15 protein-coding genes are annotated in these 16,916 nt (G+C 69.3%); 6 read left to right on the forward strand and 9 right to left on the reverse strand.

Features of this window, described 5'->3' with window-relative positions; genetic code table 11:
• Positions 1 to 43 precede the first annotated feature (43 nt).
• The 3 genes from mscL (at position 44) to ACFQS9_RS25240 (ending at position 3,682) form a co-directional block, all read left to right on the forward strand.
• A complete protein-coding gene (mscL, locus tag ACFQS9_RS25230) occupies positions 44 to 457 on the forward strand; it encodes a large-conductance mechanosensitive channel protein MscL (protein ID WP_378409290.1) in 414 nt (137 codons plus the stop codon).
• 132 nt (positions 458 to 589) lie between these two features.
• A complete protein-coding gene (locus ACFQS9_RS25235; RefSeq protein WP_378409291.1) occupies positions 590 to 1,954 on the forward strand; it encodes a hypothetical protein in 1,365 nt (454 codons plus the stop codon).
• Between the two features lie 252 nt (positions 1,955 to 2,206).
• Positions 2,207 to 3,682, forward strand: a complete 1,476-nt coding sequence (locus ACFQS9_RS25240; protein ID WP_378409292.1) for a catalase — start codon at positions 2,207 to 2,209, stop codon at positions 3,680 to 3,682.
• A 289-nt stretch (positions 3,683 to 3,971) separates the two neighbouring features.
• Here the strand turns inward: ACFQS9_RS25240 and ACFQS9_RS25245 are convergent, their stop codons facing one another.
• Positions 3,972 to 5,507: an MFS transporter gene (locus tag ACFQS9_RS25245; RefSeq protein WP_378409293.1), complete on the reverse strand. Its 1,536-nt coding sequence runs from the start codon at positions 5,505 to 5,507 to the stop codon at positions 3,972 to 3,974.
• Between the two features lie 125 nt (positions 5,508 to 5,632).
• On the opposite strand from ACFQS9_RS25245, the gene ACFQS9_RS25250 reads away from it, so the two are divergent.
• Positions 5,633 to 6,361, forward strand: coding sequence for a TetR/AcrR family transcriptional regulator (locus ACFQS9_RS25250; protein WP_378409294.1), 729 nt, complete (start codon positions 5,633 to 5,635; stop codon positions 6,359 to 6,361).
• Positions 6,362 to 6,437: 76 nt separating this feature from the next.
• Positions 6,438 to 6,896, forward strand: coding sequence for a Fur family transcriptional regulator (locus ACFQS9_RS25255; protein ID WP_378409295.1), 459 nt, complete (start codon positions 6,438 to 6,440; stop codon positions 6,894 to 6,896).
• 17 nt (positions 6,897 to 6,913) lie between these two features.
• Here ACFQS9_RS25255 and ACFQS9_RS25260 read toward each other — a convergent pair whose 3' ends face one another.
• Positions 6,914 to 7,036 (reverse strand): hypothetical protein, encoded by a 123-nt coding sequence (locus ACFQS9_RS25260; protein WP_378409296.1) that lies wholly within the window; start codon positions 7,034 to 7,036, stop codon positions 6,914 to 6,916.
• Between the two features lie 49 nt (positions 7,037 to 7,085).
• Here ACFQS9_RS25260 and ACFQS9_RS25265 point away from each other — a divergent pair, with 49 nt between their 5' ends.
• Positions 7,086 to 7,562 (forward strand): Dps family protein, encoded by a 477-nt coding sequence (locus ACFQS9_RS25265; RefSeq protein WP_378409297.1) that lies wholly within the window; start codon positions 7,086 to 7,088, stop codon positions 7,560 to 7,562.
• A gap of 48 nt (positions 7,563 to 7,610) precedes the next feature.
• Here the strand turns inward: ACFQS9_RS25265 and ACFQS9_RS25270 are convergent, their stop codons facing one another.
• The 7 genes from ACFQS9_RS25270 to ACFQS9_RS25300 all read right to left on the reverse strand — a co-directional run bounded on the left by ACFQS9_RS25270 (position 7,611) and on the right by ACFQS9_RS25300 (position 16,828).
• Positions 7,611 to 9,077 carry a pyridoxal phosphate-dependent decarboxylase family protein gene (locus ACFQS9_RS25270; protein ID WP_378409298.1) on the reverse strand — a complete coding sequence of 489 codons (1,467 nt, stop codon included), beginning with the start codon at positions 9,075 to 9,077 and terminating at the stop codon, positions 7,611 to 7,613.
• Positions 9,074 to 10,429: an MFS transporter gene (locus tag ACFQS9_RS25275; protein ID WP_378409299.1), complete on the reverse strand. Its 1,356-nt coding sequence runs from the start codon at positions 10,427 to 10,429 to the stop codon at positions 9,074 to 9,076. The genes ACFQS9_RS25270 and ACFQS9_RS25275 overlap by 4 nt, the downstream gene beginning before the upstream one ends.
• Before the next feature lie 169 nt (positions 10,430 to 10,598).
• Positions 10,599 to 12,911 (reverse strand): Ig-like domain repeat protein, encoded by a 2,313-nt coding sequence (locus ACFQS9_RS25280; protein ID WP_378409300.1) that lies wholly within the window; start codon positions 12,909 to 12,911, stop codon positions 10,599 to 10,601.
• 284 nt (positions 12,912 to 13,195) lie between these two features.
• Positions 13,196 to 13,876 carry a CoA transferase subunit B gene (locus ACFQS9_RS25285; RefSeq protein ID WP_378409496.1) on the reverse strand — a complete coding sequence of 227 codons (681 nt, stop codon included), beginning with the start codon at positions 13,874 to 13,876 and terminating at the stop codon, positions 13,196 to 13,198.
• A gap of 2 nt (positions 13,877 to 13,878) precedes the next feature.
• Positions 13,879 to 14,646 (reverse strand): CoA transferase subunit A, encoded by a 768-nt coding sequence (locus tag ACFQS9_RS25290; protein WP_378409497.1) that lies wholly within the window; start codon positions 14,644 to 14,646, stop codon positions 13,879 to 13,881.
• Entirely contained in the window at positions 14,646 to 15,398 is a 753-nt protein-coding gene (locus ACFQS9_RS25295; RefSeq protein WP_378409301.1) for a 3-hydroxybutyrate dehydrogenase, read from the reverse strand. The genes ACFQS9_RS25290 and ACFQS9_RS25295 overlap by 1 nt, the downstream gene beginning before the upstream one ends.
• A complete protein-coding gene (locus ACFQS9_RS25300) occupies positions 15,395 to 16,828 on the reverse strand; it encodes an MFS transporter (RefSeq protein ID WP_378409302.1) in 1,434 nt (477 codons plus the stop codon). The genes ACFQS9_RS25295 and ACFQS9_RS25300 overlap by 4 nt, the downstream gene beginning before the upstream one ends.
• Positions 16,829 to 16,916: the final 88 nt, after the last annotated feature.

Here is a 16,916-nt window from a genome sequence, read left to right on the forward strand (position 1 = left end):
TTCCGTGATAGTCGAGTCGATTTTTCAATGAAAGGACCATCAAGTGCTCAAGGGATTCAAGGAGTTCCTCCTGCGGGGCAATGTGTTGGACCTCGCCGTCGCAGTCGTGGTCGGCGCCGCCTTCACCGCGATCGTGACCTCGTTCACCGAGAACATCGTGAACCCGCTCGTCGCGTCGCTGGGCGGTTCGAACGAGATGGGATTCGGCTTCCAGATCACCGACAGCCCCGAGACCTTCGTGAATCTCGGTGCCGTCCTGAGCTCCGTCATCAACTTCGTGCTCATCGCGTCGGTCGTGTACTTCGTGCTGATCGTCCCGTTCAACTCGGTCAAGGAGCGTTTCATGACCGAGCAGGAGAAGGAGGCCACGGACATCGAGCTGCTGACCGAGATCCGGAACCTGCTCGCCGACGCCAACGCCAACGCCGACACCAACTCGACCCGGGTCGAGCCCTAACCGTTCGTCGTTGCTCGCGGCGTCCCGGACCCCGAGGGTCGGGGACGCCGCGATTGTTTTCTCCTCATCCGGTGCGGGTGAGATTGCGGATCGGCGCTGTCGAATCGCCACCCGAGGCCGCATGCTTTTCACATGACGTCCGACGAAGCGAAGCCACTCGATGCCGACGAGCGGGCGGAACTGATCCGCCTGCGCGCCCAGGTGGCCGAGACCGAGCGCGCCCGGGTCGCCGAGGCCGAGGTCGCCAAGCGCCGCGGGGTCGGCGGCGCGTTGCGCTGGACCGCGTCCGGCCTCCTGATCGTCCTGGTCGCCGTGCTGCTGCTGACCTCGGTGCTGGCGCGCTTCACGCGGAGCGAGATCCTCGACACCGACCGGTACGTGGCGACCGTGGCGCCGCTCGGCTCCGACCCCGCCGTGCAGGACGAGATCACCAACCAGGTGACGCGCCAGATCTTCACCAGGCTCGATGTCGAGAAGGCGACGCAGGAGGCGCTCACGGCACTGACCGAGAACGCGCCGCGGGTGCCGCCGCAGGTCGTCGGCCTGGCCCCCGTGATCGCCGGCCAGGCCGAGGGGTTCATCCGGGACACCGTGCACTCGCTGGTGAGCAGCGACGAGTTCGAGAGCGCGTGGATCGACGCGAACCGGATCGCCCATGAGCAGCTCGTCGCGGTCGCGACCGGCGAGACCGGTGTGGTCGAGATCGACGAGAAGGGCACGGTGAGCGTGCCGCTCAAGGCGATCCTCGAGACCGTCAAGGAGAACCTCACCGAGCGCGGGTTCGCCTTCGCCGACAAGATCCCCGAGGTCGACGCGAGCTTCGTGATCTTCCAGTCCGCCGACCTCGTGAAGGCGCAGAGGGCCGTCAACGCGCTCGACAAGGCCGCCACCTGGCTGCCGTGGCTCGCGGTGCTGGCCGCGATCGGGGCGGTGTTCGCCGCACCGCACGGCAGGCGGCTGCGGGCCCTGTCGTTGGTGGGACTGGGGGCCGCGATCGCGATGGCGCTGCTGGCCGTGTCGCTGCACATCGCCCGCGCGGTGTACATCGACGAGATCCCGTCGGACGTGCTGTCCCCAGCGGCGGCCGCGGCGGTGGTGGACGCGGTGGCGGCCCCGCTCAAGACGATGGTGCGTGCCTGGTTCCTGACCGGGATCGTCGTCGCGCTGATCGGCTACCTGACCGGAGGGTCGACCTCCGCGCTCGCGGTGCGCCGCGGGTTCACCCGGGGTGTCGACAAGATCCGGAAGACGGGGGAGGGCAGGGCACCGACCCAGCTCGAGGTGTGGACCGCCCGACTGCGGGTCCCGCTGCGGGTGGCGATCGTCGCGGTCGCCGTCGCGGTGCTGGTCTTCTGGACCTACCCGTCCGGGGTGGTGGTGTTCACGATCGCGTTGCTGGCCCTGCTCGCGCTGATCGCCGTCGAGGTGGTTGCGCGGCCCGGGGTTGCCGCCGCCGGGGCCGAGGAGCGGACACCCGAGGCCGAGAATCAAACTTAGCGACGGTCGACCATCGCCGGGTTCCACCACCGGGCAAAGAGATTCGACTCCGAAATTCGTCCGTTCCGCCCTTTCTTGCCTTGTTCGGGGAAAGATGTTGCAGTGGGACGGGGTGACCGAGTCACAGCCCGACGCCGCGCAGCCCAACGTCGCGGTGGGTCACCCCAACCGGATTGGCAATTCTGACCGAGGCCCACAGCCGAGTGCGTGCTGATGCCGCAAGGCGCGGCGAGTAAGGAAGGGATCCACTAGATGAGCAATGGCATTGATCCTCAGCACACCAAGGGCGCCGACGAGAAGCTGACCACCGCGGTCGGCGCACCGGTGCCCGACAACCAGAACGTCGCCACTGCCGGCCCGCGTGGGCCGCAGCTGTTGCAGGACGTCTGGTTCCTCGAGAAGCTCGCCCACTTCGACCGCGAGGTCATCCCGGAGCGGCGCATGCACGCCAAGGGCTCCGGCGCCTACGGCACGTTCACCGTGACCAACGACATCACCCAGTACACGAGCGCGAAGATCTTCTCCGAGGTCGGCAAGAAGACGGAGCTGTTCGCGCGGTTCTCGACGGTGGCGGGAGAACGCGGCGCGGCCGATGCAGAGCGCGACATCCGCGGCTTCGCCGTCAAGTTCTACACCGAGGAGGGCAACTGGGACCTCGTCGGCAACAACACCCCGGTCTTCTTCTTCCGCGATCCGCTGAAGTTCCCGGACCTCAACCACGCGGTCAAGCGCGATCCCCGCACGAACCTGCGCAGCGCCAACAACAACTGGGACTTCTGGACGAACCTGCCGGAGTCGCTGCACCAGGTGACGATCGTGATGAGCGATCGCGGCATCCCGGCCTCGTACCGGCACATGCACGGATTCGGCTCGCACACGTTCAGCTTCATCAACGCCGAGGGCGAGCGGTTCTGGGTGAAGTTCCACCACCGCGTCCAGCAGGGCATCAAGAACCTCACCGACGCGGAGGCCGCCGCGCTCGTCGGTGGTGACCGAGAGAGCCACCAGCGCGACCTGTTCGACGCCATCGAGGCCGGTGACTTCCCGAAGTGGAAGCTGTGCGTGCAGATCATGCCCGAGGCGGACGCGGCGAAGGTCCCGTACCACCCGTTCGATCTCACGAAGGTCTGGCCGAAGGGTGACTACCCGCTGATCGAGGTCGGCGAGTGGGAGCTCAACCGCAACCCCGACAACTACTTCGCCGAGGTCGAGCAGGCCGCGTTCAACCCCGCGCACGTGGTGCCCGGCATCAGCTTCTCCCCGGACCGGATGCTGCAGGGCCGGTTGTTCTCCTACGGTGACGCGCAGCGTTACCGCCTCGGAGTGAACAACTTCCAGATCCCGGTCAACGCGCCCAGGAGCCCGGTGCACAACTTCCACCGTGACGGCGCCATGCGGGTCGACGGCAACCAGGGCGGATCGCTGCACTACGAGCCCAACAGCTACGGCAAGTGGCAGGAGCAGCCGCAGTACCGGGACCCGGCGCAGGCCGTCGGCGCGGTCGCGGATCACTTCGATTACCGCGCGGACGACGACAACTACTTCTCGCAGCCGCGGGTGTTGTTCAACAACATGAGCGACGAGCAGAAGCAGGCGCTGTTCGACAACACCGCCCGTGCCATCAACGGTGCCTCGGACCAGGTCGTGCAGCGGCACATCGACAACTGCACCGCCTGCGACCCGGCCTACGGTGAGGGCGTCGCGAAGGCGATCAAAGCGCTGAGCTGACACCAGCGCGACCGTCCGCCCGGACCGGGATCACCCGGTCCGGGCGGACGCGTATCCGGGGGTGTTCGGCGCGAGGTCGCGGGCTCGACACCGGCCGGCCCCGTTGCCGGGGAACAATCTCGAGCCCCCGCCCGTTGAACCCCTCGTCGACGTCCGGACATGCCCCGGGCCTCACCCCTTTTGTCGCTTCGAGCGACCACTCGCCGAGAGGCGCCTGTGGGACGTCGACCCGTAGGGCCGCCCGATCTTCTCGGGCGGCCCTACTTCGTTCCGGTCGGCCTCGGCGAGGTCAGCGCGCCGCGGGGACCGCGTCCGGCGGGGCCGCCCCGGCCTGCTCGGCGCCGGATTCCGTGGGGTCGGCCTTGCGGTCGCGCATCACCAGCACCGCCAGGACCGCGGCAGCCAGGACACCGCAGGCGCTGACGACGAAGGTGGTCGACATGGCGCTGCTGAAGGCGGTCCGCGCGGTCTCGGCCAGGACGCCGTCGCCGGTGGCCGCGGACACACCGAGCGCCTCACCGATCGACAGGCTCGCCCCGGCGGGTGCGGAATCCGGCATCGCTCCGGTGAAGCGGCTGGCCAGGATGCTGCCCAGGACCGCGACGCCGAGCGCCGCGCCCGCCTGCTGAATGGTGTCGTTGAGCGCGGAGCCGACCCCGGCCTGCTCCGGCGGTACCTCGCCCATCAGCGCCGCGATCGCGGCGGGCATCGCGAGGCCACCGCCCGCGCCGAGCACGAACAGGGCCGCGGTCAGCATCACCGGTCCGCCGTCGGGGGCGATCGACAGCATGAGGAAGCCGGCCGCCGCGATCGTCAGCCCGAGGCCCACCATGGCCCGGTTGCCGATCTTCTGGCCGAACGTGGCGCCGACGGTGTTGAAGACGAGCGAGGCCAGCGCCATGGGGATGAACGCCATGCCGGCCTTCGTCGGCGAGTATCCGAGGCCGAACTGCATGTACTGCGTCAGCACCAGCAGCAGGCCACCGTTGCCGACCTGAACCAACGTGAGCGACAGGCTGCCGCCGCTGAAGTTGCGGTTGCGGAACAGGCCGAGCGGAACCATCGGGGACTCCGTGCGCATCTCCCAGACCACGAACCCCGTCAGGGCGACAACGGCGATGCCGAGCGCGGTGACGGTGCTCGCGTGGGACAGCCCGTTCTTCGGCAGGTCGTTGATCGTCCACACCAGGGCGACCATGCCGACCGCGGACAGGATCGCGCCGAGCGGGTCGGGCCTGAGCCACGGGCCCTTGGACTCCGGCATCAGCACGAGCGCGGCGACGATGGCGACGACGGCGATCGGGACGTTGATGAGGAAGACCGAGCCCCACGAGAACCACGAGATGAGCGCGCCGCCCAGGATCGGGCCGCCGACCAGGCCGAGCATGGCCACCGCGCTCCACGCGGCCATCGCCTTCGGCCGTTCGGTCTCGTCGAACACCGTGATCAGGATCGACAGGGTGCTCGGCATGATCAGTGCGCCGCCGATGCCCATCGCGACACGGGCGGCGATCAGCTCTGCCGGGCTGTCGGCGAACGTGGCCACCAGCGAGGCGATCCCGAACAGCGCCAGGCCGATGATCATGACCTTCCGCCTGCCGAACCGGTCCGACATGCTGCCCGCGGCGAGCAGCAGGCCGGCGAACACCAGCATGTACGACTCGAGGATCCACTGGATGTCCTGGGCGCTGGCGCCGAGGTCGGTGGTCAGTGACGGCACCGCCACCGTCAGCGCCATGTTGTCGACGACCAGCACCAAGGTGCTCAGGCACAGCACGATCAGGATCAGCCACCGGCGTGGCCCGTGTTCCTGTGTGGTTTCCATTCGTGTCCCTCCCGGGGTGTTTGCGTACGTCGTTCCGCTGTTGCGCACACCGTACGCATAAGGGAACGGCATGCGCAAGAGCATGCGTTGTGCGCTATCCTCGGCCGGGACGAGAGGAGGCTGTGATGGCAGCCGACGAGAAGGCGATCTCCTCGGTGTGGACCCGTCCGCGCCGGACCAGGGATCGGCCGGCGCTGAGCCGAGAGCAGATCGTGTCCGAGGCGGTCCGGTTGCTCGACTCCGAGGGGGTCGACGCGCTGAGCATGCGGCAACTGGGCGCCCGGCTGGGGGCGGGGGCGACCTCGCTCTACCGGCACGTCGCGAATCGGGACGAACTGATCGAGCTGGTCGTGGACGAGGTCTATGGCGAGATCCGGGTGCCCGAGGTCGACGGCCCGGCCGACCTGCGCGCGGCGGTCGCGGTCTGTGCCGCCAGCGTGCGGTCGATGATCGTGCGGCATCCCTGGATCGCGTCCATGCTCGGCGCGGTGGGTCTGTCATATCTCGGCCCGAATGTCATGCGGCTCAACGACAGGATGCTCGCCCTCTTCACGGCGGCCGGGTTCACCGTGGAGGATGCCGTGCCGGCCATCAGCACGGTCTTCGCCTATGTCATCGGGATGGGGATCAGTGAGGCCGCGTGGCTGACGACGCTCGCGCGCAGCGGCCGGTCGGAGCAGGAGTGGGCCGAGCAGTTGCGCCCCTCCGTCGACGATGCCGCGCGGGAGTACCCGGCGTTGCGTGAGTCGTTCGAGGTGCACGGCGCGGTGGCCCCGCAGCAGGCCCGCGACGATCTCTTCGACTACGGGCTCGCCCGGATCCTCGACGGACTGGAGGCCCGGCCGCGCACGTAGCGGTCCGGCCGACCGTCGTGGGATTCGCCCGCGGGGCCATTCTTGACGTGTCCCAGGACCAGCGCATACTGGGGTTATGGGGCACGGAGGCAGTCACCTCGACCCCCGGGCGCAATTGCGCGCAGCGGGGCTCCGGGTGACCGCTCCGCGTGTCGCCGTCTTGAATGCTGTTGTCGCGCAACCTCATTCGGATGCCGACCGGGTCGCCACCGAGGCGCGTCGGGAGCTCGGGTCCGTGTCCACCCAGGCCGTGTACGACGTGCTGAAGGCCTGCGTGGCCGCCGGGATACTCCGCCGAATCGAACCGGCCGGTTCTCCCGCTCGGTTCGAGGCCCGAACCGGAGACAATCACCATCATCTGGTCTGCCGCAGCTGCGGCGCGGTGTTCGACGCCGACTGTGTCGTCGGCCGCGCACCCTGCCTGCAGCCATCGGACACCCACGGATTCGTGATCGACGAGGCCGAGGTCGTGTTCTGGGGGAGCTGCCCGCGCTGCCAGGCGGCGGCGAGCGAGGAAGCGGCTCGGTTCCCCTGACTCGGGACGGTTCGTCATCACCGCCGGACGTCCGCGAGCGAGCCCTCGGCGCCGACCCAGGGCAGGGGCGTGCTCTTGGCCACACCCGGGAACCATTGCGGGCGCGAGGCGTTGAACAGAATGAGTGTGGATGACGCCATCCGCACTCACTGCGTAACCGACCGCATACGAAACCGCAGGAGTGAATCAATGACCACCAGCCCCATCGTCAGCACCCTCGACGCCGGCCAGCAGCAGATCGCGGGGGAGGCCCTACAGGGCACCGTCGTCGACCTGATCGACCTCAGCCTCATCGCCAAGCAGGCCCACTGGAACGTCATCGGTCGCAACTTCCTGTCGGTGCACCCCTCCCTGGACGAACTGGTCACCACCGCACGTGATTTCACCGACGAGGCGGCCGAGCGCGCCACCGCGATCGGGGTCAGCCCGGACGGGCGCGCCGCCACGGTCGCCGCGGACGCGGGGACTAAGGGCTTCGGGGCAGGCTGGACGAAGGACACCGAGGTGGTCGACGCGATCGTGGCGAACCTGGCCGCGGTCGTCGAGCGCCTCCGTGCCCGCATCGAGGCCACCGAGAAGGCCGATCCGGTCACCCAGGACCTGCTCATCGGCATCACCGCGCGACTGGAGCAGCTGCACTGGATGTGGCAGGCGCAGGGGGCGTAGCCCCCGTGCGCGCTTGACGAGTCCTGACCCTCGTCGAGCGCGCACGGGCTACTCCATGAACCGTGCGAGGAACTCGATCAGCAGGCGTTCCGCGACCGGCTCGGGCAGCGCCTCGATCAGCGCGAGAACCTCGGCCAGCGGGCCGTCCAGCCCGCCGCCGGGTTCCAGCCCCACGAGGGCGAGGACGGCGGCGCAGTTCTCGCTGGTGAGGTCCTCGGGTCGGATCTGGCCGGCGGCCGCGACCACGTCGGCCGGGGCCTGTGCGCCCGGCACGCCGCGTACCGAGTCCGCCGCCCCCGCCAGCGCATCGCACAGTTCCACGCTGACCCGCTCGGTGACCGGCGTGAGCGTGAGATGCGTGGTGCGCGGCAGGGTCGTGCCGTCCGACTGCGTCCGGCCGGGTTGCGGTTGCAGCGTCCAGCCCAGATCCGTCGCGGCGTCCGCCCAGCGGTGGGGGTCCACCCGGCGATCGGCGGCGACGTCGGGGTCGGCGGCCACGGCGAGCAGCGGGCCGACCGGGTCGCCCACGACGCGGAGTCCCTCGATGCCGTCGACGGCCTTGCGCACCTGTTCGGCCGCCCGCGCGATCTGCCCGGTCAGCTCGGCGAATCCGGTGCGACCCAGGGTTTGTGAGACCGCCCAGCCCGCGGCGATAGGCATCACCGTCCGGGATCCGAGGATGGTGGGATTGACGACGGCGTAGCCGGGCCAGGCGCTGGTCGCGAACCATTGGCGCCGATGCCGGTCGCGGTCCCGGTAGAGCAGCACCGACACGCCCTTCGGGGCATAGCCGTACTTGTGGAGATCCACCGAGACACTCGCGACGCCCGGCACCCGCAGATCCCAGGCCGGCCGATCCTCGGCGCCCGGCCACCACGGCAGCACCCAGGCGCCGATGCAGCCGTCGACGTGCACGGGGACGCCCTGGGCGGCACAGACTTCCGCGATCTCGGCGACCGGGTCCAGGGCGCCGTGGGGGTAGGACGGCGTCGACGCGACCACCAGCGCGACGCTCTCGTCCAGCGCGGCCGCGACGTCCCCGGCCCGCAGCCTGCAGGTGTCGGGGTCCACCGGCAACACCCGCAGGCGCAGGTCCAGGTAGTGCGCCGCCTTGATGAACGCGGCGTGGGCGGTGGAGCCGATCACCAGGGTCGGACGCGCCTCGCTGCCGGTGCTCGCGCGCCAGGTGTCGCGGGCGGACTTGACCGCGAGGATGCAGCTCTCGGTTCCGCCGCTGGTGACGCTGCCGATGACGTCGGGTACGCCGGCGGCCAGCACGTCGCGGGCCATCGCGACGAGGTCGCGTTCGAGCGCCGCGACGGAGGGGAAGGTGGTCGGGTCGAGTCCGTTGAGCGGCTGGGCCTTTCGGGCCGCCTCGGCGGCCACCTCGTGGAGCTCGCCGACACCCGGGTCGTACACATAGGACAGCAGGTGTCCGCCCTCGGTGGGAGCGTCCGCCTTCCTCAGCTCGTCGAGCTGGGCGAGCACCTCGGCGGTGCTGCGTTCGAAGATCACCTGCTGCTCCTGTTCTGCTCCTCGGCCGCCAGTCGGTATCCGCGCAACGACACCATGCTCGCGGCCACGAGGACCGCGGGCACGGCGGCGAGAGCGATCACGATACCTGCGATCGCCCCGTCGGATTGGGTGACGGTGTTCCCTTCGGTCGAGGAGACGAACCCGGTGACGGCCAGGATGGCGAGCACCACCGCGGGGCCGAGCGCCATGCCGAAGGTCTCCGCGGCGGTCCACACCCCGCTGAAGGCGCCGGCGCGCACCGACCCGGCCGCGGACTCCTGGTGGTCGCTGATCACGTCCGGCAGCATCGACATCGGCAGCATCTGCATGCCGGCGTAGCCGATCCCGGCCAGCGCCACCAGCGCGTAGACCCACGGGCCGGGGGAGGCGAGCAACCCCAGCATCGCGACCGCGGACGCCAGGAAGATCCCGGACGCCAGGAAGTACGCGCGCTGCTTTCCCCATGCCCGCACCAGCCGGATCCACATCGGCATCACCGCCAGGGCCGGTGCGACCAGGGCGGCGAACAGGATGGACACCGCGCCCTCGGAGTCGAGCACGTAGGTGGCCGCGTACTGGGCGGCGCCGAGCATGCATCCGACGGCGAGGGCCTGGAGCGCGAAGGTGCCGAGCAGGAATCGGAACGGGCCGCTCGAGCGCACCGCGGCGAGGCTGTCGGCGAGCCCGTGGCCCGACGACGTCTCGGCCGGGGAGCTGCCGACGCCGGCGCCGCGCGGCGCGATCCGCCAGGCGGCGAGCATGCCGAGCCCAAGGGTCAGCCCGGCGATCACCCCCATCAGCAGGTATCCGGTCCTGCCGCCGCCGCCGAGTTCGCGCAGCGCCGGGCCGCCGGCCCCGAACAGCAGGATCGCGACGGCGAGCAGCGCGACGCGCCAGGACATCAACCGGGACCGCTCGTGATAGTCCTCGGTCAGTTCGGCGGGCAGCGCGATGTAGGGCACCTGGAACAGGCCGAAGGCGATCGCGGCGAGGATGAACGCCGCGGTCACCCAGAGGCAGCCGATCAGCGTGGACGCGCCGGCGGGCACCGCGAAGGTGAGCGCGAAGAACACCGGGAGGGTGAGCGCGCCGAGGAGCAGGAACCGGCGACGGGTCCCGGTGCGGGCCGCGTCGGCGTCGCTGCGGGACCCGATGTACGGGTTGATGAGCACGTCGAGCGCCTTGGGGGCAAACACCACGACGGAGGCGGCCGCGGCCGCGACCCCGAGGGTGTCGGTGAGGTAGTAGGCCAGCACCAGCCCGGGCAGGGTGGCGAAGCCTCCGGTGCCGAACGAACCGAAGGAATAGCCGGTGACGGTCGAACTGCTCAGCCGTGGGGGAGCCATGGTCATCGGGCCAACATAGGACATCGGGTCGGACCACGAGAGGGTTGTGCGCACTTTGGATTTCGGGTCGTGCGCCGGTGATTCACGTGAAACCGTCACCCGGACGGCCGGGTCCGGGCGCCCGGGACGACGAACGCCCCCACCTGGCGGGTGGGGGCGTTCGTCGTGGGTGCCGCTAGGAACCGAAGATGCTGTCGAGAGATCCCTTGCCGCCCGGGTTGTCGCCGCCGGAGACCTTCACGGTCGACGCGCTCGACGTCGACTCCTTGAATCCGGTGGCGCCGCTGTAGACGGCCTTGATCTGACGGTCACCGGTCTGGGTGAACTCGTACGACAGCGTGGCCTGTCCGTTCACCACGTCGACCGCCTGACCGATCGCGGTGTTGCCGTCCATGAAGGTCACGGTGCCCGAGGTCACCGCGGCGCCGGACTCGGTCTTCACGGCCGCCGACAGGTTCACCGGGGAGCCCTTGGTCGCGGTGCCCGGAGCGGTCAGCGTGGTCACCGTGGCGACCTCGACGGGCGCCGGGTCGGTGACCGTGACGGTCTGCGCCTGTCCGGTGGAGCCGTTGAAGTTCTCGGCGCCGCTGTAGACGGCGGAGATCGGGTGCGCACCGGTGGTGGTGAACGTGTGGCTCAGCTTCGCGCCACCGTCGACCAGCCCGATCGGGCCGCCGATGTTGGTGGCGCCGTCCTTGAACTGCACGGTGCCGCCGACGGCGTTGTTGCCCTCGTTGTCCTTGACCAGAGCCCAGAGGTCCACCGAGTCACCGGTTTTCGCCTCGCCCGGGACGTTGAGCGTGGTCACGGTGTCGACGATGACGGGGTCGGTGGAGACGTCGACGGTGGAGGCCGTGCTGGTGCTGGTGTTGAAACCGTCGGTGCCGCTGTAGACGGCGGTGACCGGGTGCGCACCGTCGGAGGTGAAGGTGTGGCTCAGGGTCGCGGTGGCGCCGTTGAGAGTGATCGGGCCGCCGATGTTGTTGGCGCCGTCCTTGAACTGGACGGTGCCGCCGCTGGGTGCGGGGGCGATGGTGGCCGTGAGGTCGACGGCGGTGCCGGTCTTGGCGGTGGCCGGGACAGTGAGGGTGGTGGTGGTGTCCACGGCGTTGGCGGAGACGTTGACGTTCGACGGTGCCGAGGTGGACGGCTTGTTGCCGGCATCACCGCTGTACACGGCGGTGATGGAGTGGTTTCCGGTGGTGGTGAAGGTGTGGTTGAGGGTGGCGGTGCCGTTGTTCACCGGGACGGCGTTGCCGATGTTGGTGGCGCCGTCCTTGAACTGGACGGTGCCGGTGGCGCCCGCGGGGGCGACGGTGGCGGTGAGGTCGACGGCGGTGCCGGTCTTGGCGGTCGCCGGGACAGTGAGCGTGGTCGTGGTGTCCACGATGACCGGATCCGTGGTGACGGTCACGGTGGCGGCCGCCGACGTCGACGGCTTGTTGGCGGCGTCACCGCTGTACACGGCGGTGATCGTGTGCGCCCCGTTGGCGGTGAACGTGTGGTTCAGGGTGGCGGTGCCGTTGTTCACCGGGACGGCGTTGCCGATGTTGTTGGCGCCGTCCTTGAACTGGACGGTGCCGGTGGCGCCCGCGGGGGCGACGGTGGCGGTGAGGTCGACGGCGGTGCCGGTCTTGGCGGTGCCGGGGACGTTCAGCGTGGTGGTGGTGTCGGCGGCGGCGGCGCCCACGTTGATGGTCGCCAGCGGTCCCGCACCCGCATTCAGGGCCGAGCCCTGCGCATCGCGCGGGGTGCAGCGAGTGGGTGCCCACTGGTTGCCGAAGAAGCTGGCCAGGGGCAGGAAGGTGTAGTAGTTCTCGTTGTTGTTGTAGCTGCCCGCGGCGCCCGCGGTGCGCACCTTCGGCGTGATGACGCCCGCCGCACCCGCCGTGACGGTGACATCGATGGCGGGGAGCCGGAACCAGCTGTCCCCGTTGGCGTTGTTGCTGCCGTCGAGGTTCTTCTTGAGCTTCGGTGCCCGGATGCCGCCCTGACTGTTGGTGCTCGACGAGGGGCTGTTGGCGATGACCTCGTTGTTGCCCGAGAGCCGGAGGATCGGACCGGCCGCGTCGGGGCTGCCCGCGGTGTTCACCCGAATCACGCTGGGCGCCACATTGTCCAAGTTGATTCCGGTGCCCGGGACCACGTTCGCGCTGACGAACGTCGCGTTCGCGGGGATCTCGTAGTCCACCTTCAGTCGCGAGATGTTGGTGGTCGTGGCGCCGGAATCGCTGTTGGGGTACGACCCGCCGCCGGGCTGGATGCGGTAGGTGAAGGTCTCACCCGCCGTGACAGAGGCGGGCGCGTCGACGGTCATCGAGGTGTCCGCGACCTTGTGGACGGTGATGGTCGCGCTGGCCTGGCAGGAATTCTTGAACGGGGTGGTCGTGGGCGCCGCGGACGCGGGGCTGCCGATCAACAGCAGACCCGCGGCCAGCGCCACGGACGTGACCGGTACGGCGCATTGCCGCACAGTGGACTTGGACATAACACTCCTTGCGCCCGACTCGCGGGAGATATGTCGAGCATCGGCTGGACGAAATTGCCCACACTGTGCCACCGCAATCGGGAACTTGTTGCAGTTTTGACTACAGGCACCGAAAGTTACGGTCGGGTAAGGAGTTGTGCCAGAAATTCGCAGGTAGCGGGTGAGATGTCGGCGAGTTCACCCTTTTGAGACCATTCCGTGTCCGTACTTCGGCGGTCCTGGCTGGGTGTTTCCTGCGAAAAATGCAACGTGTTCATCCGAAGGATGCGGGCAGCCGTGCCCACTCAGACCTCGGCCGCGGCGAGCGGCAGATCGATGATCAACTCCGGTCCGGTGCGCGCCTGCACGTCCGCCACCTCGATGCCGGGCGCGACCTCGCGCAGGACCAACCCGGCTTCGGTGACGTCGAGGACCGCAAGATCGGTGATGATGCGGTGGACCACCGCCCGGCCGGTCAGCGGGAGCGAACACCGTTCGACGATCTTCGGCGCACCGTCCTTGGCGCAGTGCTCCATCAGCACGATCACCCGGCCCGCGCCGTGCACGAGATCCATCGCCCCGCCCGGCCCCTTCACCATCTTGCCGGGAATCATCCAGTTCGCCAGGTCGCCGGTCGCCGAGACCTGCATGCCGCCGAGGATCGCCGCGTCGATCTTGCCGCCGCGGATCATCCCGAAGCTGAGCGCGGAGTCGAAGAACGACGCGCCCGGTAGCACCGTCACCGTCTCCTTGCCCGCGTTGATCAGGTCCGGATCCATTTCGGGCTCGGTCGGATACGGGCCGACGCCGAGGATTCCGTTCTCCGATTGCAGCACCACCGAGCAGTCCGGCGGGACGAAATTCGGCACCAGGGTGGGCAGCCCGATCCCCAGGTTCACGTACCAGCCGTCGCGCAGTTCCTGCGCGGCTCGCGCCGCCATCTCCTCGCGGGTGCGGGCACCCGTCATGGTGTTGCCGCCGGCCATGCTCATCGCTCGCTCTCGGTAGTCGTTCTGACGGTGCGCTTTTCGATCCGTTTGGTGATGCCGTGACCGACCTCGAGGACGCGGTGCACGTACACCCCCGGCAGGTGCACGGAGTCGGGATCGAGTTCACCCGGCTCCACCAGTTCCTCGACCTGCGCGATGGTGGTCCGGCCCGCCATGGCCGCGAGCGGCGAGAAGTTGCGGGCCGACAGATCGAACACCAGATTGCCGTGGCGGTCGCCCCGCGCGGCGTGGACGAGGGCGAAGTCGGTGCTGATCGCCTCCTCGAGCACATAGTCGCGGCCGCCGAAGGCCTGCACCGGCTTGGCGGGCGAGGCCACCGCGACGCCGCCAGCACCGTCGTATCGCCGTGGCAGCCCGCCCTCGGCCACCTGGGTGCCGACCCCGCTCTGGGTGTAGAAGGCGGCGATGCCGGAGCCGCCGGCCCGGAGCTTCTCGGCCAGGGTGCCCTGCGGGGTCAGCTCCAGTTCCAGTTCGCCGGAGAGGAACTGGCGCTCGAACTCCTTGTTCTCCCCGACGTAGGAGGAGACCATCTTCCTGATCCGGCCCGCGCCGAGCAGCAACCCCAGGCCCCAGTCGTCGACGCCGCAGTTGTTGCTGACGATCTCGAGTCCAGCGGCGCCGCCGTCGAGTACGGCCTGAATGAGCACCGACGGGATGCCGCAGAGCCCGAACCCGCCCACCGCGAGACTGGCGCCGTCGCCGATGTCCGCGACGGCCTCGGTGGCCGTGCGTACTGTCTTGTCCATCATCGCGCGCTCCATCCGCCGTCCATCGTGTACGAGGCCCCGGTCACCATCGCGGCGTCGTCGCCGGCCAGCCATGCCACCAGCGAGGCCACCTCGGCCGGTTCCACCAGCCGCTTGATCGCGCTCTCGGTGAGCATCACCCGTGCGAGCACCTCCTCCTCGGGGATCCCGTGCGCGGCGGCCTGGTCGGCGATCTGCTTCTCCACCAGCGGGGTTCGCACGTACCCCGGGTTGATGCAGTTGCTGGTCACGCCGTGCGGTCCGCCCTCGAGCGCGGTCACCTTGGAGAGCCCCTCGAGGCCGTGCTTCGCGGTGACGTACGCGGACTTGAACTCCGAGGCCCGCAGTCCGTGCACGGACGAGACGTTGATGATCCGGCCGAATCCGTTGGCGTACATGTGTGGCAGGGCGGCGCGGATCAGCAGGAATGGCGCCTCCACCATCAGCGCCAGGAGCCTGCGGAACTCGACGGGCGGAAACTCCTCGATCGGGCTGATCCGCTGCACGCCGGCGTTGTTCACCAGGATGTCCGTTTCGAGGGTGAGCCCGGCGAGCGACTCGGTGTCGAGCAGGTCGATCGCCCATGCCCGGCCGTCGAGTTCGTCGGCGAGCGCCTTCGCGGCGACATCGTCGACGTCGGCGATCACCACGTGGGCGCCCCGTGCAGCGAGCGCCCTGGCGGCGGCCGCGCCGATCCCGCCCGCGCCGCCGGTGATCAGGGCGGAACGCCCGGCGAGGGTCTGCGCGGTCATCGGGCCACCACCGCGTCCGGGTCGGTGACGAGCGGTGCGTCCGTCGCCGCGTTCTCCTCGGCGAGGGTCCGCGCGTCGGCCGCGTCGATGGATTCGAGCGCGATGCCCTTGGTCTCCCGGGCGAAGGCGACCGCGATGACTGTCACCACCGAGGCGCCGAGCAGGTAGAACGCGATCGGCACGGACGAGTCGAAGCGACTGAGCAGGCCGGTGGCGATGATCGGTGCGAGCGAACCCGCCACGATCGAGGTGACCTGGTAGCCGAGCGAGACGCCGGAGTACCGCATCCGCGTCGGGAACATCTCGGCCATGATGGCGGGCTGACCGGCGTACATGAATGCGTGGATGATCAGCCCGATCACGATGGCCGCCAAGACGATCGCGTTGTGGGCGCTGTCCATCATGGGGAAGGCGAAGAAGCCCCAGGAGCCCGCGAGGAGGGCGCCGATCAGGTAGGTGGGACGGCGGCCGAGGGTGTCGGACAGCCGGCCGCAGAGCGGGACCGCGACGAAGTGCACGCCGTGGGCGATGAGCATCATCCACAGGATCTTGCTGGTGTCGGCGTGCACGACCACCTTGAGGTAGGTGATCGAGAAGGTCACCACCAGGTAGTACATGATGTTCTCCGCGAACCGCAGGCCCATCGCCGTGAGCACGCCGCGGGGGTAGCGGCGCAGCACCTCGAACACGCCGTACGAGGCGGCCTTGTTCTTCTCGACCAGCTTCTGTGCCTCGAGGAAGATCGGTGCGTCGCTGACCTTGGTGCGAATGTAGTAGCCCACCAACACGATCAGGGCCGACAGCCAGAAGGCGATGCGCCAGCCCCAGCTGAGGAAGGCCGCATCGGAGAGCGTGGTGGTCAGGACCAGGAGCACGATGGTGGCGAGCAGGTTGCCCGCCGGGACGCCCGCCTGCGGCCAGCTGGCCCAGAATCCGCGACTGCGGTTCGGACTGTGCTCGGCGACGAGCAGTACCGCGCCGCCCCATTCGCCGCCGACTGCGAAGCCCTGGACGAAGCGCAGCGCCACCAGGATCGCCGGTGCCCAGTAGCCGATCTGGCCGAAGGTGGGGATGCAGCCCATCAGGAAGGTGGCCGCGCCGACGAGCAGCAGGCTGAACTGCAGCAGCTTCTTGCGGCCGAACTTGTCGCCGAAGTGCCCGAAGACGATGCCGCCGATGGGACGGGCCGCGAAGCCGACCGCGTAGGTGACGAACGCGGCGATGATCGCGTCGAGTTCGTTGCCCCCGGCGGGGAAGAAGACCTTGGAGAAGACCAGGGTCGCGGCGGTGCCGTAGAGGAAGAACTCGTACCACTCGACGACGGTGCCCGCCATCGAGGCGCCGACGACCTTCTTCAGGCCGGACGGCGGGGCATCCGAGGCCGCGCCCGCGTCGCCCCCGCTCGCCCGTGACAGTTGATCGGTACTCATCGCTGACTCCTCGTGTGCTCGGCCCGACAATCCCGTCCGCCCTGTGATGCAGTCCACATTCGGCGTCCCGCGATGAGTATTGGTGCAC

It is taken from the genome of Rhodococcus daqingensis (assembly GCF_042665615.1).
Classification (GTDB): Bacteria; Actinomycetota; Actinomycetes; order Mycobacteriales; family Mycobacteriaceae; genus Rhodococcus_G; species Rhodococcus_G daqingensis.